The sequence below is a fragment of the Pseudomonas sp. OV226 genome (genome assembly GCF_003148705.1).
Taxonomy (GTDB): domain Bacteria; phylum Pseudomonadota; class Gammaproteobacteria; order Pseudomonadales; family Pseudomonadaceae; genus Aquipseudomonas.
Genome location: NZ_QGGS01000005.1, coordinates 84133 through 104975, shown reverse-complemented (window position 1 = coordinate 104975; position 20843 = coordinate 84133). Strand labels below are relative to the sequence as shown.

Genomic DNA, 20843 nt, shown 5'->3' with positions numbered 1-20843 from the left:
TGACTTAGGTTCGGTACCTGCGTAAATTTCGCGGCCTCGGAGATGCAAACGGGTGATTAGCTCAGCTGGGAGAGCGTCTGCCTTACAAGCAGAATGTCGGCGGTTCGATCCCGTCATCACCCACCACTTCCGAGAGTCTTGCGAAAGCAAGATGGAAGCTGTAAAAAGCCTCCACCGACGCGCAGCGGTAGTTCAGTCGGTTAGAATACCGGCCTGTCACGCCGGGGGTCGCGGGTTCGAGTCCCGTCCGCTGCGCCATATTTTCCGAGTCAGATTTATCTGGTTCGAGATTGAAAAGCTACTGAGTTTTCAATCAGAGGAGTTACTTGGGCGAAAGTCCAAAGCGATACGCAGCGGTAGTTCAGTCGGTTAGAATACCGGCCTGTCACGCCGGGGGTCGCGGGTTCGAGTCCCGTCCGCTGCGCCATATCTGCTTCAAGGCCCACTGAACGCCTTGAAGCTACGAAGAAAGATGCTGGTAAAGCCAGTGACTGCTTCGAGTCGATAGCAAAGACCCTGGTCGAAAGACCGGGGTTTTTTGTGTCTGCGATTTGGCTTTGTCTCCTTCCCGTCATCCTCATGGATCCGCATCTGCCGGCCAAGCGCGAGCGCTCAGTGAGCTCCGATCCCTCTCGAAAATCTCTCCCCCCCTTTTTTTAATCCGCCGCCCCAATGAATCGGCACCTGCGCGGCCGAATTACCTCTCCGTCACTAAACAATTCAAGCATTTACTCGATGCAATTTGCACAAAGGACTTGGTGTGACGCCTCAACACAAATTAGAATTAATCTCATTTAGAATATTTCTTCGCGCAGGGTTTCTTTAGATGAGTGATGTAGCTACGCCGCCGGAGCAAACCTTCCACGACCTGTACCGCGACCACCGTGGCTGGCTCGAAGGCTGGTTGAGACGACGCATGAGTAACGGCAGCGATGCGGCAGATCTGAGTCAGGATACCTTCGTGCGGTTGCTTGCCAGCTCCCAACGCATCGCCGATCTGCAAGAACCTCGCGCCTACCTGGCGACCGTCGGCAAGCGGCTGCTGACCAACTTCTACAAGCGTCGCAGCCTGGAGCAAGCCTATTTGTCTGCTTTGGCATTACTCCCTGAGGACTGCGTGCCGTCCCCTGAGCAGCGCTGGATGCTGTTGGAAACCCTGCAAGCCCTGGATGAATTGCTCGATGGATTGCCGCGGCCGGTAAGGCGGGCGTTTCTCTGGAGCCAGTTGGAAGGCCTGGGTTATCAAGAAATTGCCGAGCGATTGCAAGTCTCGGAGCGCACGATCAAGCGCTACATGGCTCAAGCCTACGAACATTGCCTGTTGGTGGAGCTGTGAACGGTTCGGCACCTTCGGCTCAAGCCCGACAAGTCGTGCGGGCCGCCGCGCAATGGCTGGCCCTTATGGAATCCGGCTGCGCCAATGAGCGGGACCGGGCACAGCTGCAGAGCTGGCGCGACAGCCATTCCAGTCACGAACAGGCCTGGCAGAAAGCGCAACTCTTGCGCCAACGCTTTGCAGAACTGCCATCGGCCCTCGCCATGGCCAGTCTGGACCGGCCGCAAACCAGTCGACGTACAGTGCTCAAGCGCGCCGTCGGGGCGGTAGCTTTGGTGCCGGCCGCGTGGCTGATCAGTCAGCAATTGCCCCTGGATGTCTGGAGTGCCGACCTGCGGACCGTCACTGGGGAAAGCAAAAAAGTTCAGTTGGCTGATGGCAGCTCTCTGCAGTTGAATACCGCCAGCGCCGTCGATATCGACCTGAAGAACCGGCGTCTGAAACTGGTGGAAGGCGAAATCGCACTGAATGTACCCGGGACTTCGCCGCTGACGATCCTCACGCGCTTCGGGCAAGTGGTCGTCGGTCAGAGCGAAGTGTGCGTTCGTCAGGGGCAGGCGGGCTACAAGGTGTCAGTACTTAAAGGCACCGTGCAGTTACAGCCCCTGCGCGGGCCGGTCTTTTCATTGCGCGGCGGCCAGCAAGTCAGCCTTCAAGCGGCGGGTGCCGGCGCTGTGGAGCCATTCGACGTGCTGGCCCCAGGCTGGCGTGACGGTGTGCTGATGGCGCAGAACCAACCCTTGGGGGATTTTTTGCGCGAACTCAGTACCTATCGTCCAGGCGTATTGCGTTGGGAGCCAGAACTGGAATCGCTGCGCATCACTGGCAGTTTTCGCCTGGAAGACACCGATCGCATCCTCGCGCTGCTAGCGGCCAGCCTGCCGCTGGAGGTGCATTCGCGTACGCGTTACTGGGTAACGCTGGTGGCGCGCAAAAATAATGTTTAAAGCGTGTCCCCTTTTTTCGCGCCGCTTGTCATTCAAGGCAAGTGAAACTAAATCAGAGAGATTCTCAATGCCTGTAGTGATGCCTTGTAGTACGCGTCTGGCTCCGTCCCGGTTGCGCCCCTTGTTGCACTTGAGTCTGTTGTTGAGTCTGAGTGCCTGTCCATTGTTTATCACTGCCGGTTGGGCCGAAGACGCGCCGCGCCGCAGCTATCAGGTGCCGGCCGGTAGCCTCGGCGCGGCGTTGACCCGTTTCGCGGGGCTGGCCGGGGTCAATCTGTCGGTGGACCCGGCACTGGTGAGGGGGCGCACCAGCCCTGGTCTTTCCGGCGACTTCGCGGTGGAGGAGGGCTTCACCCAGTTGCTACAGGGTTCCGGTCTGCAACTGCAGCCGGTGGGTGAACAGGCGTACATGCTGACCCCGGCGCCAACGGGCAGCGGCCTGCAACTGGGCGCTACCTCTATTTTCGCTGCTGCGGACACGGCGCACGGTGATCCGTATGCTGGCGGGCAGGTCGCGCGCCTTGGGTCGCAAGGCTTGCTGGGCTCCAAAGACTTCATGGAAACGCCGTTCAGCGAGACCACCTACACCAGTGAAACGGTCAAAAACCTGCAGGCTCGTACCTTGGGTGACCTTATCGCCAGCGATCCCTCGGTTCGCGCCACCAACCCGGCGGGTGGGCGGTATGAGCAGTTCACCATTCGCGGGCTTAGCCTGTTCAATAGTGATGTCTCCTACAACGGTCTCTACGGCGTCTTGCCGACTTACACGATCGATATGGAAATGGCCGACCGCGTCGACATCCTCAAAGGTCCGAGCCAGCTCATCAACGGCATCTCGCCGCGGGGTAGCGTGGGTGGTGGGATCAACGTGGTGCCCAAACGCGCCACCGATGCACCCATTACGTCGTTCACCACCAACTATGCCTCCAACAACCAGGTCGGCGGGGCTGTGGATGTCGGCCGGCGCTTTGGTGAAGGTGACATGTTCGGCGTTCGCTTCAACGGCGTGAAGCAGTCCGGCGACACCGAGTGGGATCATCAGAGTGTCGACCGTGACATGGCCGTGCTGGGCCTGGATTTTCGCGGTGAACGCCTGCGACTTGCGACGGACGTCGGGCATACCGAGCGTGATACCGACGCCCCGCAGGAGCGTGTGCAGGTGGGCGCCAAGGCGCAGGTTCCGCATGCAAGCGAGGTTCGCAGCAACTACGCGCAGCCATGGAGCAAGGCGCGTACCAGGGATACCTTCGGGACGGTGACCGGCGAATTCGATGTCAGCGACTCCGTCATGCTGTATGGCGGTGTGGGCGCGCGCAGGAGTGATCATGATTTTCTCCGACACGCCGTATCGGTCACCAACAACGCAGGTGATTTCAGCGTTCTGCCACGTGACTTCACCCGTGACGAAAATGTCCGGACGGCCAATGCCGGGGTGCGCAACTGGTTCCATACCGGCCCGGTGAGCCATGAAGTGAATCTGGCTGCCAGCTATTTCTACATGGACTTTGAAAATGGCGGCGCCCGTTATGCCGCTGCCCCCAGCAATATCTACAACCCCGTGCAAACACGGACGCCGATCACCCCCACGCGATTCGATCCGAAGGTGTATACCGAGAACCGCTTTAGCAGCATGGCGTTATCCGACACGTTGGGTTTCTTCGATGATCGAGTGCTACTGACCCTCGGCGCCCGCTGGCAGCGAGTGCAGGTTGACGACTGGTCGGATGATGTCAAAGGCGACACGGCCTATGATGAAGAAAAGGTTTCTCCGTCGGGCGGCATCCTGTTCAAGGCAACCGATAAACTGTCGCTGTATGCCAACTACATGGAAGGCTTGAGCCAAGGCAAGATTGCGCCGTCGACCTCGGTCAACGAGGACGAGATCTTCCCGCCGTTCATCAGTCGGCAGGTCGAGGTCGGTGCCAAGTACGACGCGGGTGCGTTCGCTATCACCACTGCAGTGTTCCGGATCAAGCAGCCGGCCTATGAGACCAACGCCATAACGCGAGTGTTCGGCCCGAACGGCAAACGCGAAAACAACGGTGTGGAAGTCAGTGTGTTCGGTGAGCCGCTCAAAGGTTTCCGCCTGCTCGGTGGCGTCATGTACATCGACAGCGAATTGACCAATACCGCCAACGGCACCTTTGACGGCAACCGCGCTCCTGCCACGCCGGAATACAACGTCAGCCTGGGCGCCGAGTGGGATGTACCGAGCGTGCAAGGCCTGACCCTGACCAGCCGCAGTATCTATTCCAGTTCGCAGTATCTGGACCAGTCCAATGACAAGGAAATCGATGCCTGGACGCGCATCGACGTCGGCGCGCGCTACGCCTTCAAGGTCGAAGAAAAGAACATCACCCTGCGTGCCAATGTCGAGAACGTGGCCGACAAGCGCTACTGGAGTTCTGCCGGGGCCTCGGATGACAGCGAGCCGGGATTGACGCTCGCGACCCCACGTACCTACCTCCTTTCAGCGACCGTCGACTTCTGAGTCGATCAACCGCGCGCTGCGCCACAGGGAAGGGCGCCGCCGGGTTGTGTTCATGAATTGATTCCTGCAGAGAAAGAAATGCTCGCCCATCTGATGTGAATGACCCATTGCGATACTTTTCTACAAGTTAGCGCCTGTTGCAGGGTATTAAAAAGTTGTCATTTTTATAATAAAAGCATGGCCGGATAATGGCACTAATGATCGTTTCTCAGGTTTTTATAACTTGGGATTTTGTGTGCGCGAGCGATTTTAATAGCTGACTGGCAAGCTATGTAAGTTTTCAAAAAATGGCGAGCAAGTAGTTGCGTTAATTTGCAAATGAGAATAATTTGCATATCGAAACTTATCGAGGATAAACCGATGTTGAATGATGGCGTATTGCACTCTAACCCTTTGCAAAAAACCAATGCCGACTATCTGGCTCGACAAAGCAAGTTTGAATCCAATGTGCGCAGTTACCCGCGCAAGTTGCCGCTGGCAATTGCCAAGGCGCATGGAGTCTGGGTGACTGACGTCGAGGGTAAAACGTACCTCGACTGCCTGGCCGGCGCCGGCACTTTGGCTTTGGGGCACAATCACCCGGCCGTCATGGCCAGCCTCGACAGCTTCCTTGCCTCGGGCCTGCCGATGCATACCCTGGACCTGACCACGGTAGTCAAGGACGCCTTTTGCGAAACCCTGCTCAGCCTGTTGCCAAACCAGGGCCGCGATTACTGCCTGCAATTTTGCGGGCCGTCCGGGGCGGACGCGGTGGAGGCCGCACTGAAACTGGCCAAGACCCACACCGGGCGCAATAACATCATCAGTTTCTCGGGGGCCTACCATGGCATGACCCATGGCGCCCTGGCCCTGACCGGCAATACCGCACCGAAAAATGCCATTGCCAGCCTGATGCCCGGGGTGCAGTTCATGCCGTACCCTCACGAATACCGTTGCCCGTTGGGCATTGGCGGTGAGCCCGGGGTAGAGGCCTTGACCCACTATTTCACCCAGTTCATCGAAGACGTCGAAAGTGGCGTGTCGTTGCCGGCGGCAGTCATTCTTGAAGCGGTGCAGGGGGAAGGTGGGGTCAACTGTGCTCCAGTGAACTGGCTGCGGGCGATCCGCGAGGTGACGCGCAAGCACGGCATCCTGCTGATCCTCGACGAAGTGCAGACCGGTTTCGCCCGCACCGGCAAGATGTTTGCCTTCGAGCACGCCGAGATCGAGCCGGACCTGATCGTCATGTCCAAAGCGCTCGGTGGCGGTTTGCCTATGGCGGTGCTGGGCATTCGTCGTGAGTTCGACGCCTGGGAGCCAGGTAATCACGCTGGCACCTTCCGCGGCAATCAGATGGCCATGGCTGCCGGGCTGGCCACGTTGCAGGTGTTGCAGCAGCAACACGTCGCCGCTCAGGCCGAGCGCCGTGGCCAGTGGCTCAAGGATCGGCTGATCGAGTTGCAAACGCACTATCCGGCCCTTGGCCAGGTGCGCGGTCGTGGCCTGATGCTGGGCATCGAGATCGTCGACGAGCGCGAGCCGGCTGATCGCCACGGGCATTTCCCGACGGACCCGGCGCTGGCCGTGGCCATCCAGCAGCAGTGCTTCAAGCAAGGTCTGTTACTGGAGCGCGGTGGGCGCAAGGGCAATGTCATCCGCTTGTTGCCGCCATTGATTATCGACGATGAACAATGCCAACAAGTGATACAGCGTTTTGATAACGCTGTGGCCGCTGCGTTATTGCAGTTGCGCCCTTGAATGAATCAATCGACGCTGAATGGTTAATTCCTCGAGTTGCAGTTTGATGATGTTGGCGTAAGTCACTTTTATCGTCATCCAGTTTTTTAAAAGGCTTAGCGAAGTGAAGTCGCTGTGTGGGGATTCGTCGACTTTTAATTAAGTCGATCAGTCACTAATTTTTCGCGACATAACGTATTCAGTGACCTCGCGGGCTACTGTGGAGCACCCATGAATCATCCAAATCGCAATGTGTTACCGAATATGGTCAGTGAGTTGGCGACAACGTGCGCGCTGCTTAACTGTTTGATCAAAGAGTTCGCCTTGCCGGAAAACTGCGTCAGTTATAGCTGGCCGACGCAGATGCAGGGCATCGCCCCGGGCAGTTACCTTGAGGGCCTGAAATGGAAGGGCATTCCCCTGACCATCAAGCTGCCCAATCAGCAGCAGTTTTTTGTGATGGTGGACCGCCGTGATGGGCTGGGCAGCCACCGTTACCTGTCGGACGTTTATGCCCGGCGCGATGAGGGCGAATGGTCGTGCCTTGGATTCGGCGAGTTCGTCGAGCAGTTGCTCGCGGCGTGCGAACACATGACCCGCGCCAGCAACGACGAGTTGCTGGATCAGGTGTTGCAAAGCCAGTTGCTGACCGCGGCCATTGTTGGCCACAACACACCCAAGGACTCGGACCCGCTCAGCAGCTACCTGGCCAGCGAGCAAGGATTGTGGTTTGGTCATCCGAACCACCCGGCACCGAAAGCGCGGCTGTGGCCCGCTCATCTGGCCCAGGAAACCTACGCCCCTGAGTTCCAGGCCCGCACGCCGTTGCACCTGTTCGAGGTGCCGCTGGAAGGGTTGAGTGTCGGGGCCAACGGCTTGAGCAAAGCCCAGGTACTGGCGGGTTTTGCCGATCAGGCGCAAGCACGGCCGGGGTATGCAGTGATGAGCATGCACCCGGTACAGGCGCAGTTGTTCATGCAGGACGGCCGGGTGCAGCGCTTGCTGAAATCCGCGGCCATCGTCGATCTGGGCGCCACTGGCCTGATGGCCAATCCCACTGCATCGATCCGCACTTGGTACATCGAGGGGCATGAGTTCTTTATCAAGGGTTCGCTGAATGTGCGCATCACCAATTGCGTCAGGAAAAACGCCTGGTATGAGCTGGAAAGCGCGCTGATGATCGACCGTGTCTTCCGCAACCTGCAACTGACCCAGCCCGAGACGCTCGGCGGGTTGTCGGTGGTGGGCGAACCGGGCCTGTTGAGCTGGGCACCGCAGCAGTCCAGCGAAGCTGATACACACTGGTTCCGCGAGCAGACCGGCGCGATCCTGCGGGAGAATTTCTGCCTCGACACCGGCACTGACTGCAGCATCATGGCCGGCACACTGTTCGCCCGGGGCCTGCATTTGCGGCCGTTGGTGCATGAGTTCCTGAGTCGCTTCAAGGGTAACGACATCGATGACCAGCAGCTGTTGAGCTGGTTTGACGACTATCAGGCGCTGCTGCTGAGGCCGGTGCTGTCGCTGTTCTTCAACCATGGCATCGTCATGGAGCCGCATTTGCAGAACAGCGTGCTGGTGCATGACAACGGTCGCCCGCAGCGCCTGCTGCTGCGGGATTTTGAAGGGGTGAAACTGACTGAGGAACTGGGTGCTTCCCGGATCGATGCCGACATTCATCCTCGGGTGCGTGAGTCGCTGCTGTATTCCCGCCAGCAGGGTTGGAATCGCATCGTCTACTGCCTGTTCGTCAACAACTTGTCCGAGGCGGTGCTGGCCCTGAGTTGGGAGCGTGCGCACCTGGCGCCGCTGATGTGGCAGCGGGTGGAGCAGCAATTGATCAGTATCCGCGCCGAATTGTCCCGCGCTGCGCCGGAGCTGGATGCGCTGATCGCCGGTCAGCCGATTGCTTGCAAAACCAACTTGAAAGTCCGTCTGGCGGCCAAGGCGGATCGTCAGGCCAGCTACGTCAGTCTGGTGTGCCCGTGGGGTAAGGAGGCCACTCATGGGTAAGCTGCCAGCCGCGGTTTTGGCCGCCATCGGCGAAGCCCGCACGCGACACGAAGACCCGTTGGCGCTGTTCATCTATGACCTGGACGCACTGAAACAGCACGTGACCCAGGTGATGGCGGCACTGCCTGAAGGTGTGGAGCTTTACTACGCGATCAAGGCCAACAGCGACCCGCAAATTCTCACCGCCGTAGCGCCGCTGGTGCACGGTTTCGAAATTTCGTCTGGCGGCGAGATCGATCGACTCCAGGCTTGCCCGGCCATCAAGCCGTTTATCTTTTCCGGCCCCGGCAAACTGGATTCCGATCTGCGTTTGGCCCTGCAACATCAGGTCGAAGCAGTTCACATCGAAAGCCTGAATGAAATCGTCCGCCTGCAACGGCTGGCACGGGAAGCGGGGCGAGTGCAGGACGTGTTGCTGCGCATCAACCCGCAACTGCCGTCACCCCTGTCGAGCAAACTGGCGATGGCTGGCACGGCTACGCCGTTCGGGATTGACGAGTCGGCATTGGCCCAGGCCGTTAGCTGGGTCGACAGCGCCAGCCATCTGCGGCTCAAGGGTTTCCATGTCCATGCGATGTCCCATCAGTCGCAAGTGGAGCGTCACGAACAACTGCTCGACCTGTACCTGGAACGCTGGCCGCAATGGAAGGCGCTGTCCGCCGACCCGGCGACGATTACCCATCTGAATGTGGGCGGTGGCATCGGGGTCAATTACCTCGGCCCGCAGCAGTTCGACTGGCAGCGTTTGTGCGCGCATCTGGGCCGGTCCCTGGCGACGTGTGTCGATGCGCCGATCGTGCGCTTTGAACCCGGCCGTTTCATCAGTGCTTTCTGCGGTTACTACGCCATTGAAGTGCTGGACACCAAAACCAGTCATGGCAAGCACTTCCTGGTTTGTCGCGGCGGCACACATCAGTTTCGCTTGCCAGTGGCACAGGGGCACGATCACCCGGTCATTCATCTGCCCAGGCACCCGGCAACATCGGGTGCGTTGGCGCAGGCGTGGACCGTGGTCGGGCAACTCTGTACGCCCAAGGATGTGCTGAGTCGCGAATGCCCGCTGACCGGCGTCGAAGTCGGCGACATGCTGGTGCTGCCGTTGGCCGGGGCTTACGGCTACAACATTTCCCATGCGGACTTCCTCTGCCATCCGCGACCGCCGCAAGTGTTTGTGCAAGCGGCAGGAGTCGCACCTTGGGATTGACGTTTGCAGTGCCGCGCTGGCTGGTAGTGGTCAATGTGCTGTTGGGCACCTTGACCGTCAGCCTGAACAACAGCTCGCTCAACCCGGCGTTGCCGGCCTTCATGAGTGCCTTCGATATCGGACCGCTGTTGGCCACCTGGATCGTGGCCGCGTTCATGGTGAGCATGGGCATGACCATGCCGCTCACCAGTTTTCTCAGCCAGCGGGTGGGGCGCAAGCGTCTCTACCTGTGGGGTGTGGCGTTATTTGTCTGCGGTTCGCTGATGGGCGCGCTGGCCGACTCCATCGCATTGGTGATCACGGCTCGCGTGGTGCAAGGCATTGCCAGCGGGCTGATGATCCCGTTGTCGTTGGCGATCATTTTCTCGGTGTACGCCAAAGGCGAGCGGGGTCGGGTCACTGGTTTGTGGGGCGCGGCGGTCATGCTGGCGCCGGCGTTGGGGCCGCTATGCGGCAGCCTGATGCTGGAGTGGTTCAGTTGGCGTTCGCTGTTCCTGATGAACGTGCCGATCGGTTTGGTGGCGCTGATCCTCGGCGTGGCGGTGCTGCCGGCTTCTGAACCGTCCGAGCGCCAACCGTTCGACCTCGCGGGTTATCTGCTGATTGCGGCGGGCATTGGCTTGCTGATGATTGCGGTGGGTCGTCTACGTCACGCCGAAGCCCTGACTGACCCGCTCAACCTCGGCATGTTGCTGGTGGCGATCGTGTGCCTGGTCGCGTTCGTACGGCTGGAACTGAACCGGACTTCACCCCTGTTGAACCTGCGCATCTTCGCGCTGCGCGGTTATCGCTTGAGCGTGATTATCGCGGTGGTGCAATCGGTCGGGATGTTCGAGTGCCTCGTATTGCTGCCGCTGCTGGTGCAAGTGGTGATGGGCTACAGCCCGATCTGGACTGGCCTGTCGCTGTTGTGCACAGCGTTGTTTGCCAGCCTGTTCGGGCATATCGGAGGTCGCTGGCTGGATCGGCATGGGCCGCGGGGCGTGGTGTTCTGGGGGTTGCTGCTGACCGGTGCGTCGACGCTGGGCCTGGGCATGCTCGGCGCTGGCGCCTCCATCGGTGTGGTGTTTTTCCTGATGATGGTTCGCGGCGCCGGGATCGGTCTGTCCTACATCCCCGTTACCACCGCCGGGCTCAACGCGTTGCCTGAACCGATGGTGACCCAGGGCGCGGCGATGAACAACATTTCCCGTCGACTGGTGTCGTCATTGGCCATCGTCATCGCGTCGCTCTGGCTGGAGTTTCGTCTGGCCGCCGAGACCGGGGCCGGGATTCAACAGGCGAGCACCTCTGGGGCGGTCAGCGAAGTGTTCATGGCCACCGGCATCCTGGTTCTGTTGGCGCTGCCCTGCGCCTGGCGTTTTCCCGTTCACGCATCCGACGAGCCGGTCGAGGCACTGCCCTCGGCCCTCGAACAACGTTAATTATCTAATCGACAAGGTATGACAATGGCGACCTCTTCTCAGGCAACCCATCAGGCTCAAGATCACGCGCCAGGCGTCTGGCTGGCGAGCGCTGACACACGGCACTACCAACAAGTGGAACAGCGGGTGGTCGGTCAATTGCTGCAAACCCTGCTGTATGAAAACGTGCTGCCTTACCGCCATTCTCCATTGAACGGCAGCCAATGCCGGTTTGTCGTCAGCGGCCTCGATGCACAGCAACAACCGGTGGAATACCACTGCACAGGCTTGCTGAGCGCCAGCTTCGAACTGATCCGCCTTGATTACGCCACCCTTGAACGCGTCAATGCTTCGGGCGAACACAGCCGTGTGCGCCTGCATCAAGCGCTGGCCGAATTGCTGGTCGATCTTCAGGACAGCCCGCACCTGCCACGCTTCACCCATGAACTGGAACAGACGCTGCTCAAGGACCTGCAATCGCGCAGTCAGGGTTATCAGGCGGCCCAGCCATCCCATCAACTGGATGTCGATGCGCTGGAACAGCACTTCATGGACGCCCATAGCTATCACCCTTGCTACAAATCGCGCATCGGTTTCTCGCTCAAGGACAACGCCAGCTATGGGCCGGAATTTGCCGCGCCCGTCGCGATTGTCTGGCTGGCGGTGGCCAAATCCTGTGGGGCGATGAACGTCTCGCGGCACTTGGATTTCGACGAATTCATCCAGCAGGAATTTGGCCTGCAACGCTGGCAGCAACTCGCCGAAAACCTCATCGATCAAGGCAAGTCGCTGGGCGATTACTGGCTGATGCCGGTGCACCCGTGGCAGTGGGAAAACGTCATTGTCCCGGTGTTTTACCCAGAGCTGGTCAGCGGAGAGGTGATCTATCTGGGCACCACCGATGATCGCTACCAGGCTCAGCAGTCGATCCGCACCTTGGCCAATGTCACTGAAAAACAGCGGCCTTACGTCAAGCTCGCGTTGAGCATGACCAACACGTCCAGCACGCGCATTCTGGCCCGGCACACCGTGATGAACGGCCCGATCATCACTGACTGGCTGCACCAGTTGATCCGCAGTGACAGCACGGCGCGCGACCTGGGTTTTGTGATTCTCGGCGAGGTGGTCGGCGTCAGTTTTGACTACGAGCACCTGCCGGCCACGCGCATGTCCCAGGCCTACGGCACGATGGGCACTCTGTGGCGCGAAAGCATCCATCAATACCTGCAGGAAGATGAGCAAGCGGTGCCGTTCAATGGCCTGAGTTCTGTGGACAACCGCTACGGCAGCGGTGAACAGATCCCGTTCATCGATGCCTGGATCACACAATACGGGCTGCATGCCTGGACCCGCCAACTGTTGCAGGTCGCGGTGTCGCCGATCATTCACATGCTCTACGCCGAAGGCATCGGCATGGAGTCCCACGGTCAGAATATCGTCCTGATCGTCAAGCAGGGCTGGCCGCAGCGTATTGCCCTGAAAGATTTCCACGACGGTGTGCGCTATTCACCCGAGCATCTCGGGCGCCCCGAGCTGTGCCCGACCCTGGTACCGCTGCCAGCCAGCCACGCCAAGCTCAACCGCAACTCGTTCATCCTCACCGATGACGTGGATGCGGTACGGGATTTCTCCTGTGATTCGTTCTTCTTCATCTGCCTGGCCGAGATGGCGATCTTCCTGCATCAGCACTATCAACTGGAGGAAGCCCTGTTCTGGCAGATGACCGCCGAAGTGATCTCGGCTTACCAGGCCGAACACCCGCAACACCGTGTGCGTTATGAAACGTTTGATGTGTTCGCGCCGTTCTATGAAGTCGAAGAACTGACCAAGCGTCGCTTGCTGGGCGATGGCGAACGTCGTTTCAAATCAGTGCCGAATCCGCTGCATGCCTTCCGGCCGCAATCATGCTGAGGACCAACCTGCTCAAGCAGAAACTCACGGCGGGTGCGCCGGTGTATGGGTTGATCAGTTCGATTCCGGCACCGGCGGCCATCGAGTTGATTGCCGAAGCCGGTTTCGATTTCGTGATCATCGATATGGAACACGTGCTGATCAATCCCGAAACCGTGGAGAACATGATTCGCACCGCCGAGAGCTACGCGATCACGCCGTTGGTGCGGGTCGCGGACCTCAACCCGAAAACCCTGCTGCGCCTGCTCGATGGGGGTGCCCAGGGCATCGTGTTGCCGATGATCGAAGCCCCCGAGCCTTTGGCCCAGAGCATCCGCGCCTGCAAATACCACCCGCAGGGCACTCGCAGCCTAAATGCCGGGCGCCCCGGCGCGTTTGGTAAACACAGCCTGGCGAACTACATCGAGCTGGCCAACGAGCAAATCATGATCGTGGCGATGATCGAAAGCGCCGAAGGTGTGCGGCGCGCCGCAGAGATTGCCGCCGTTCCCGGCCTCGACATGATTCTCGAAGGCGCTGCCGATTTATCGCAATCGATGGGCCTGCCCTGGCAGATCGACCGGCCCGAGGTGCAGCAAGCGTTGCTCGCCGTTTGGCAAGCAACTCGTGCCGTGGGCGTGCCGTATTGCGCGATTCCACGCCAACCGGGCGACCACGAACGGTGGTTGAGCCGGGGCGTAAAAAGTTTTGTTTTGGGTGACGAGCGTGGCATCGCTTTTCGTGCCCTTCAGGCCAGATTGGCCGCCACTTCAGCAGAAGGAAAATAATCCGATGAACTTCACCACGATGGCCGCCGACAGGGTGATGCAAGATCTGGTCGATTGCTTGCTGGCCGAACATTTTTTCGGGACCGAACCGCTGAACCTGATGGCGCCCTCGTCATCGGTCGATCAGCCGTTCAGCGGATTGAGCGCCGAGCAGCGCATCTGGGAATGGCACAGTGCGCCGCAGGCCTCGATCGTCGTGGCACTGCGCCCCGGCATTACTCAGCAATGGGAAAAAGTGCCGGGTACGCCGGTATTGGCTCGACAGGATGGGCAACTGACAGAACTGTCGCCTGAAGCGTTCATGACCCAAGTGTTGGCCGGGATGACCGATCGCTACGAGGACAATGAAAAGGGCTTTGCGCTGTTCCTTGATGTGTTGCGCACCAGCGTTCGCCAAACTGAAATGTCATTGGCCCATCGGGTCGACAGCCAGCGCTTGCTGGAAAAAAGTAACGCGGATTTTTTCCTGACCATGGAACAGTGGGCTTCGCTGCGTGATCGTCCTTACCATCCACTGGCCAAAGCCAAGCAAGGTTTGGATGACGCGGAATATCAGCAGTATCAAGCGGAGTTCGCCCAGCCAGTGGCGCTGAACTGGGTCGCGATCGACCGCGCGCTGCTGCAATGCGGCGACGGTGTGGTGGACCTGGAGCAGAGCTATCCCGCCCGCTACCTGTTGCCGCCGGCGTTGCAGGCCGACCTGCAAAAAGAACTGCTACAACGGGGTATCGCCCAGAGCCACATCGCACTGCCGGTGCACCCATGGCAGTTCGACCATGTACTGGAGGCGCAACTCGGCGATGCTTTCGCCAAGGGCGACTGCCAGCGACTGAAATTCACCGACGGCGATTTCTTCGCCACCTCATCGTTGCGTTCGATGACCCCCTGCTTCAACAGCGCTGATTACCTGAAGTTACCGATGGCGATCTATTCGCTGGGTGCCTCGCGTTACCTGCCTGCGGTGAAAATGATCAACGGCGGTTTGAGTGAAGCGCTGTTGCGCCGGGCACTGGGCAAGGATCAGACGCTGCAACAGTCCCTGCACCTGTGCGATGAAACCAAGTGGTGGGCGTTCATGCCGCCGCACGCGACACTGTTCGACGAAGCGCCGCGTCATCTGGCGGCCATGGTTCGCAGTTATCCTTCGGCGCTGCTCGAAGAGGCGGACACCCGACTGGTGCCCATGGCGGCCCTCGGCACGCCATTGCCCGGCAACAACCAGCACTTTTTCGATGACTGGATGGGCTACCGTCAACTGCCGGCCAACACCGCGTCGGTGATGACGCTGTTCCGCGAGTTGTGCCACAGCTTCTTCGAGATCAACCTGCGGATGTTCCGCATCGGCATGCTCGGTGAAGTTCACGGGCAGAACGCGGTGCTGGTCTGGAAGGCCGGCTACGCCCAAGGGCTGTTGCTGCGCGATCACGATTCGTTGCGCATTTACGTGCCGTGGCTGGAACGCAATGGCCTGGCCGATCCGGCGTACCGGCTCAAGAAAGGGCACGCCAACACGCTGTATCACGAGCGTCCCGAAGACCTGTTGTTCTGGTTGCAGACACTGGGGATCCAGGTCAACTTCCGGGCGATCATCGATACGCTGGCGCAGGTTTACTCGCTGCCGGCCAGTACCTTGTGGACGGCGATGGGCGAAGTGCTGAACGAGTTGATTGACACTATCGAGTTCGACACTGAAGCCCGGGCGATGATCAAGCAGCAATTGTTCGAAGCCCCTCACTGGCCACAGAAACTGCTGCTCACGCCAATGATCGAGCGGGCGGGCGGTCCCGGCAGCATGCCGTTCGGTAAAGGCCAGGTGGTGAACCCTTTCCACCGGTTGCATCGTGAAGCCTGACCTTCATTGCCATCCCTCCAGGCGCACGCTGCTGCGCCTGTCGTTGGGCGTGCTTGCACTCAGGTTTACCCCATCGGCGTGGGCCCAGGCCGACGCCGCGCCGCTGCGGGTGATCACCCTTTTTCAGGGCGCCACCGACAGCGCCGTGGCGTTGGGCATCACACCGTGCGGCATCGTCGATTCCTGGAGCGAAAAGCCGACCTATCGCTATCTGCGTTCGACGCTGGAGCCGGCGCCCCATGTCGGGCTGGAAACCCAGCCCAGTCTTGAGGACATCGCGCTGCTGAAGCCGGACGTGATCTTCGCCTCGCGCTTTCGCCATGAACGCATCGCACCGTTGCTCAAGCAGATCGCCCCGGTAGTGATGGTGGAGGAAGTGTTCGAGTTCAAAAAGACCCTGGCATTGATGGGCGTCGCCTTGCACCGCCAGCAGCAGGCCGACGAAGTGTTGGCCCGCTGGCAGCTGCGCACGGCACAACTGCGCCAACAACTGCAGAAGAAGTTTGCCGGGCGCTGGCCGCCCACGGTGTCGATTCTGGATGTCCGTGAAGACCATATCCGCAGTTATTTGCCGGCCAGCTTTCCAGGTTCGGTGATCACCGAGCTAGGTTTCGACTGGAGTGAGGCCAGTCGGGCAGCGAGTGGGACATCTATCAAACTCACCAGCAAGGAGAGCCTGGCGGTGGTGAATGCCGACATTTTCTTTGTCTTCATGCGCGCGGAGAAGCCGGCAGTGCAGCGAAACTATGAACACCTGGTGCAGCATCCGCTGTGGCAGCAAATGCGTGCGCCACAACAGGGGCAAGTGTGGCGGGTCGACGGGGTGACCTGGAACCTGTCCGGGGGGATTTTGGGGGCGAACCTGATGCTCGATGACGTTGCGCGGCTGGTCACGGCGGACGCGGCCTCATGAGCAATGGTTTGAAGTTGTGGATTGCCGGTGTCGTGTTGCTGATGAGTGGCGTGCTGAGCCTGGCGGTCGGCGCGACCTGGATTCCGTTGTCGCAGATTGTGGCGGCGTTTGCGCATCCCGATCCGCTGAGCGTCAGTCATGTGCTGGTGACCACTACGCGCCTGTCGCGCACCTTGATGGCAGTGGCCGTGGGCGCGAGCCTGGCAGTGGCGGGGGCCTTGATGCAGGCGTTGACGCGCAATCCGCTGGCGTCTCCCGGGTTGTTCGGGATCAATGCCGGCGCGACGTTTTTTATCATTCTGGGTTCCTCGCTGTTTTCCCTGTCGTCCCCGGATGCCTGGCTGTGGTGCGCGTTCATGGGCGCGGCCGTGGCCGGTTGTCTGGTGTGGCTGATCGGCAACATGGGCCAGGGCAGTCTCAGCCCGCTGCGCATTGTGCTGGCGGGTGCGGCGATGGCGGCTTTGTTCTCTGCCTTCAGCCAGGCGTTGCTGGTGGTCAATCAGGATGGGCTGGACACCGTGCTGTTCTGGCTGGCGGGATCGTTGACGGAGCGCAGCCTGTCGGTCGCCGCGCCATTGCTGCTGTGTGGCGTACTCGGACTGTTCGGCGCGATGTTGCTGGCGGGGCAGGTCAACGTGCTCAACGCAGGCGAGGAGATTGCCACCGGCCTGGGCCAGCGAACCGGTTTGATCCGGCTATTGATGAGCGTGCTGGTGGTCTGCCTGGCGGGCAGTGCCGTGGCATTGGCGGGCAGCATCGGGTTTATCGGTTTGCTGGTGCCGCACATGGTGCGCAAGGGGTTGTCCATCGATCATCGCTGGTTGCTGCCGGGGTGTGCGCTGCTCGGCGCGATTGTTCTATTGCTGGCGGACACCTTGTCGCGGGTGTTGATCCTGCCTCAGGAAGTGCCGGTGGGCGTGATGACGGCGTTGTTCGGCGCACCGTTTTTTATTCTGTTGGCCCGACGTGGAGGTCGTTATGGATAAGGTCCTGACCTGGCGGCGCAGCGGGTTTTCCCGGCGGATCAACGTCATCACGTTGTGGCGGTTACTGGCGGCGTTGATGGTGACGGTGCTGATCATGCTCGGTTCGCTGTCACTGGGCAAAGTCATGCTGTCGCCGCTGGAGGTGCTGCGAATTTTGCTGTCGAGCCAGGACGCCAGCCTGACGTTCATCGTCGAGCAACTGCGCTTTCCACGCATGCTGTTGGCAGCGTTGGTGGGGGCGGCGCTGTCGGTGTCGGGGCTGATTCTGCAGAGCATCATCCGCAACCCGCTGGCGTCCCCTGACCTGCTGGGTATCACCAGTGGCGCCAGTGCGGCGGCGGTGCTGTATTTGTCGTTTTTCTCCGTGGCGCTGGGCCAACAATATCTGCCGCTGGCGGCGATGCTCGGCGCGGGGCTGGCGGCATTGGCGATCTATCTATTGGCCTGGAAACAGGGCGCTTCACCGCTGCGACTGGTGTTGATTGGCGTCGGCGTCTGCGCGATGTTGACGGCGGCGACCACCTTCATTCTGGTCTTCAGCCCGCTGACCACGACCCTGTCGGCTTATGTCTGGCTGACCGGCAGCGTGTACGGCGCCAGTTGGCCGGAACCGCTGGCGCTGGGTCGCTGGTTGTTGGGCATTTGCCCGCTGCTGGTGCTGCTGGCCCGGCAGGTGATGGTGCAACAACTGGACGACAACCTGGCCCAGGGCATTGGCGTTCGCGTGCAGTGGTTGCGCGCCGGTTTGTTGCTGGTGAGCGTGGCCTTGGCTGGGGCAGCGATTGCCTGGGGCGGGGCGATTGCATTTGTCGGGTTGATTGCGCCACACATTGCCAAGCGTCTGGTGGCCCCGGGTTTCGGCGGTCAGGCGGTGATGGCGGCGCTCGTCGGGGCGAACCTAGTGGTGCTGGCCGACCTTGCCGGGCGTGTGCTGTTTTTGCCGCTGGATCTGCCGGCCGGCATTTTTGTCGCCGTGCTGGGCACACCCTTTTTTCTCTATTTGTTGATTAAACAACGTCATTAAGGAATTCAACGTATGACGTCGATTGCAAGTCGCGGCCTGACCCTGAGTTATCAGCGCCAGGTGATTATTGACGCGCTGGACATGCAACTGCCCCAGGGCAAGATTTCGGTACTGATTGGCAGCAACGGCTGCGGCAAAAGCACCTTGCTCAAATCCTTCGCCCGACTGCTGAAACCGCAGCAGGGTTCGGTGATTCTCAACGGTGTGGATATTCAGCAAAAGTCCACGGCTGCCGTGGCCCGGGAGTTGGCCATTTTGCCCCAGACCCCCAGCGCGCCGGAGGGCATCACCGTCCGGCAGTTGGTGGCGCTGGGGCGTTACCCGTATCAGAGCTGGATGCAACAGTGGTCGGCGCAAGACGAAGCCATGGTCAACCGCGCGCTGGCGCAAACCAGTCTGCAGGCCCTGGCGGATCGACCGGTGGACGCGTTGTCCGGCGGGCAACGCCAGCGTGCGTGGATCGCCATGACCCTGGCCCAGGACACCGGCATCGTGCTGCTCGACGAGCCCACCACCTTTCTCGATCTGGCGCACCAGATCGAAGTGCTGGACCTGCTGCGCGACCTCAATCGGCTGGAAAACAAAACCATCATCATGGTGCTGCACGACCTCAATCTGGCCTGTCGTTATGCCGACCATATGGTGGCGGTGCACAACCAGACCGCGTTTGCCCAAGGCCGGCCCGACGAAGTGCTGACCGAGGCGCTGGTCAAAACCGTGTTCGACCTCAATTGCCGGATCATTCCCGATCCGTTCTTCGGGACGCCGCTGTGCATTCCGTTTGGCCGGGAGTTGCCGCAATGAGTCTGGCGCGACATTTCACGGCGCCGGAGTGGGCGGTGTTGTCCGCAGGCTTGCGGCTCAAGGGCGGCGACGAGCGCGACCCGTTGCGCTCGTTGCTGGCCCGGGATTTGTTGCAGGAGGACGTGTGCGAGCAACTGCTGGACGCCCTGGGTCCGGTGATTGGCTCGCCCACCCGGGCGATCACGGCCTCGCTGCTGGGCAAGCGCTTGTCCTTCCTGGCGACCGGCGCCTGCTTGTATGCGATGTCGGTGTATGACAAAGGGTTGTTGCTGACGCTCGACAACACGGTGATTGAATACGGTCACGATGACGGGTTGTGGACGTCTTCGATGCCGCTGCATCACGGCCAGCCGCTGACGTATGGGATCAATGAACGCGATGCCTGGAGGGAAGCCTTGGTGCAGGGACTGTTCGCGGGACTGCTGAAGCCGTTGTGGCACACCTTCAATCGGGTCACCGGTGTTTCCCGACGCATCCTCTGGGAAAACACCGCCGTGCGCGTTTATTCGCTGTATGAAAAACGCATGGCGAAAATCGACGATCCATCGATACGGGCGCGTTATGAAGCGGACTTCCAGTGGCTGCTGACCCAAGCCGATCCCGCACTGTTCGGCCTCGACTACAACCCGCTGAGCCACTTCCGCCGACCACCGACGCTGGTGGACGACGGGCAGCGCAGCATTCGCTTTCGCCGAACCTGCTGCTTTTACTACCTGGCCACCGAGCCCGCTGAATACTGCTCGACCTGCCCATTGCTACGTCCGGGGAAATGCCGATGAGTTACCAGATAAGCCCTCGCCAGCAGCTCGTCAGTCCAGAGTTGATCGACCAGTACCGGGCAATCCCGTCGTCCACGATAGGCCATTTTTCCGACCGCGGCTTTCTGCGGGGAATCAAGCCGCTGTTCAACGATATCCGCATGGTCGGCAATGTGGTCACCGTCAAAGTTTTCCCACCGGACGGCAGCATTTTGCGTGAAGCGTTGCTGCTGAGTGAGCCCGGCGACGTGCTGGTGATCGAATGTGTGGGCGACGCAGAGTGCGGCTGCTGGGGCGAGCTTCGGACCTTGGCCGGCTTGATCAAGGGACTGGCCGGGGTGGTGGTATCGGGCGCGGTTACTGATGTCGGCGCCTTGCGTCTTCATGGGTTGCCGGTGTTTTGTCGCGACGTCAGTGCGTTCACCACTCGGGGTATTGGCGCCGAGGGTGAAGTCAATCAGCCGATCCAGGTGGGCGAGGTTCGGGTGCAGCCAGGGGACTTGGTCATTGGCGACGATGACGGCGTCTACATTCTCGATGCCCGGCGAGCGGCCGAACTGCTGCCCGAATTAATCACCAAGGAAGAAACCGATCAACGCCGCCGCGCGGAGTTCCTGCTCAGACTGGACGCCCGCCTGTCCTAAGGCATCATCGATTTGCTGCGTCGAACAGTCGCGGTTTTTTGATTCGCCGGTCAGTTTTTTGTTTGCCGCAATGG

16 protein-coding genes and 3 tRNA genes are annotated in these 20843 nt (G+C 60.2%); all 19 read left to right on the top strand.

Annotation, left to right across the window (positions count from 1 at the left end):
- The first annotated feature begins 50 nt into the window (after positions 1-50).
- Positions 51-126 (top strand) — tRNA-Val (locus C7534_RS11755).
- A 55-nt stretch (positions 127-181) separates the two neighbouring features.
- Positions 182-258 (top strand) — tRNA-Asp (locus C7534_RS11750).
- Positions 259-350: 92 nt separating this feature from the next.
- A tRNA-Asp gene (locus C7534_RS11745) sits at positions 351-427 on the top strand.
- Between the two features lie 399 nt (positions 428-826).
- Positions 827-1336 carry a sigma-70 family RNA polymerase sigma factor gene (locus tag C7534_RS11740; RefSeq protein WP_109785873.1) on the top strand — a complete coding sequence of 170 codons (510 nt, stop codon included), beginning with the start codon at positions 827-829 and terminating at the stop codon, positions 1334-1336.
- Positions 1333-2283 carry a FecR domain-containing protein gene (locus tag C7534_RS11735; RefSeq protein ID WP_077430530.1) on the top strand — a complete coding sequence of 317 codons (951 nt, stop codon included), beginning with the start codon at positions 1333-1335 and terminating at the stop codon, positions 2281-2283. Before C7534_RS11740 ends, C7534_RS11735 begins: the two co-directional genes overlap by 4 nt.
- A 67-nt stretch (positions 2284-2350) precedes the next feature.
- On the top strand, positions 2351-4774 hold the full coding sequence (locus C7534_RS11730) for a TonB-dependent receptor (RefSeq protein WP_077430529.1): 2424 nt from the start codon (positions 2351-2353) through the stop codon (positions 4772-4774).
- A 360-nt stretch (positions 4775-5134) separates the two neighbouring features.
- The gene (locus C7534_RS11725; protein WP_109785872.1) at positions 5135-6511 is read left to right on the top strand and encodes a diaminobutyrate--2-oxoglutarate transaminase; all 1377 of its coding nucleotides are present in this window, start codon (positions 5135-5137) and stop codon (positions 6509-6511) included.
- Positions 6512-6721: 210 nt separating this feature from the next.
- Positions 6722-8503, top strand: a complete 1782-nt coding sequence (locus C7534_RS11720) for an IucA/IucC family protein (RefSeq protein ID WP_109785871.1) — start codon at positions 6722-6724, stop codon at positions 8501-8503.
- Positions 8496-9707, top strand: coding sequence for a type III PLP-dependent enzyme (locus tag C7534_RS11715; RefSeq protein WP_109785870.1), 1212 nt, complete (start codon positions 8496-8498; stop codon positions 9705-9707). The genes C7534_RS11720 and C7534_RS11715 overlap by 8 nt, the downstream gene beginning before the upstream one ends.
- Positions 9704-11131, top strand: coding sequence for a DHA2 family efflux MFS transporter permease subunit (locus C7534_RS11710; RefSeq protein ID WP_109785992.1), 1428 nt, complete (start codon positions 9704-9706; stop codon positions 11129-11131). Before C7534_RS11715 ends, C7534_RS11710 begins: the two co-directional genes overlap by 4 nt.
- Before the next feature lie 18 nt (positions 11132-11149).
- On the top strand, positions 11150-13021 hold the full coding sequence (locus C7534_RS11705) for an IucA/IucC family protein (RefSeq protein WP_109785869.1): 1872 nt from the start codon (positions 11150-11152) through the stop codon (positions 13019-13021).
- Positions 13015-13788: an HpcH/HpaI aldolase family protein gene (locus C7534_RS11700; protein ID WP_177412237.1), complete on the top strand. Its 774-nt coding sequence runs from the start codon at positions 13015-13017 to the stop codon at positions 13786-13788. The genes C7534_RS11705 and C7534_RS11700 overlap by 7 nt, the downstream gene beginning before the upstream one ends.
- Before the next feature lie 4 nt (positions 13789-13792).
- On the top strand, positions 13793-15640 hold the full coding sequence (locus tag C7534_RS11695) for an IucA/IucC family protein (protein WP_109785867.1): 1848 nt from the start codon (positions 13793-13795) through the stop codon (positions 15638-15640).
- Complete coding sequence (locus C7534_RS11690) at positions 15630-16553, top strand: ABC transporter substrate-binding protein (RefSeq protein ID WP_109785866.1); 924 nt, start codon at positions 15630-15632, stop codon at positions 16551-16553. Before C7534_RS11695 ends, C7534_RS11690 begins: the two co-directional genes overlap by 11 nt.
- Entirely contained in the window at positions 16550-17539 is a 990-nt protein-coding gene (locus C7534_RS11685; protein WP_109785865.1) for a FecCD family ABC transporter permease, read from the top strand. Before C7534_RS11690 ends, C7534_RS11685 begins: the two co-directional genes overlap by 4 nt.
- Positions 17532-18563, top strand: coding sequence for a FecCD family ABC transporter permease (locus C7534_RS11680; protein WP_046026872.1), 1032 nt, complete (start codon positions 17532-17534; stop codon positions 18561-18563). The genes C7534_RS11685 and C7534_RS11680 overlap by 8 nt, the downstream gene beginning before the upstream one ends.
- A 12-nt stretch (positions 18564-18575) precedes the next feature.
- Complete coding sequence (locus C7534_RS11675; RefSeq protein WP_046026871.1) at positions 18576-19367, top strand: ABC transporter ATP-binding protein; 792 nt, start codon at positions 18576-18578, stop codon at positions 19365-19367.
- Positions 19364-20146: an IucA/IucC family C-terminal-domain containing protein gene (locus C7534_RS11670; RefSeq protein ID WP_109785864.1), complete on the top strand. Its 783-nt coding sequence runs from the start codon at positions 19364-19366 to the stop codon at positions 20144-20146. The genes C7534_RS11675 and C7534_RS11670 overlap by 4 nt, the downstream gene beginning before the upstream one ends.
- Positions 20137-20769: an RraA family protein gene (locus tag C7534_RS11665; RefSeq protein ID WP_109785863.1), complete on the top strand. Its 633-nt coding sequence runs from the start codon at positions 20137-20139 to the stop codon at positions 20767-20769. Before C7534_RS11670 ends, C7534_RS11665 begins: the two co-directional genes overlap by 10 nt.
- The last annotated feature ends 74 nt before the right edge of the window (positions 20770-20843 follow it).

Coding starts and splice junctions, on each gene's coding strand:
- C7534_RS11665 (WP_109785863.1), top strand. CDS start 20,137: ATGCCGATGAGTTACCAGATAAGCCCTCGCCAGCAGCTCGTCAGTCCA.
- C7534_RS11700 (WP_177412237.1), top strand. CDS start 13,015: ATGCTGAGGACCAACCTGCTCAAGCAGAAACTCACGGCGGGTGCGCCG.
- C7534_RS11685 (WP_109785865.1), top strand. CDS start 16,550: ATGAGCAATGGTTTGAAGTTGTGGATTGCCGGTGTCGTGTTGCTGATG.
- C7534_RS11705 (WP_109785869.1), top strand. CDS start 11,150: ATGACAATGGCGACCTCTTCTCAGGCAACCCATCAGGCTCAAGATCAC.
- C7534_RS11725 (WP_109785872.1), top strand. CDS start 5,135: ATGTTGAATGATGGCGTATTGCACTCTAACCCTTTGCAAAAAACCAAT.
- C7534_RS11675 (WP_046026871.1), top strand. CDS start 18,576: ATGACGTCGATTGCAAGTCGCGGCCTGACCCTGAGTTATCAGCGCCAG.
- C7534_RS11680 (WP_046026872.1), top strand. CDS start 17,532: ATGGATAAGGTCCTGACCTGGCGGCGCAGCGGGTTTTCCCGGCGGATC.
- C7534_RS11670 (WP_109785864.1), top strand. CDS start 19,364: ATGAGTCTGGCGCGACATTTCACGGCGCCGGAGTGGGCGGTGTTGTCC.
- C7534_RS11730 (WP_077430529.1), top strand. CDS start 2,351: ATGCCTGTAGTGATGCCTTGTAGTACGCGTCTGGCTCCGTCCCGGTTG.
- C7534_RS11695 (WP_109785867.1), top strand. CDS start 13,793: ATGAACTTCACCACGATGGCCGCCGACAGGGTGATGCAAGATCTGGTC.
- C7534_RS11740 (WP_109785873.1), top strand. CDS start 827: ATGAGTGATGTAGCTACGCCGCCGGAGCAAACCTTCCACGACCTGTAC.
- C7534_RS11720 (WP_109785871.1), top strand. CDS start 6,722: ATGAATCATCCAAATCGCAATGTGTTACCGAATATGGTCAGTGAGTTG.
- C7534_RS11715 (WP_109785870.1), top strand. CDS start 8,496: ATGGGTAAGCTGCCAGCCGCGGTTTTGGCCGCCATCGGCGAAGCCCGC.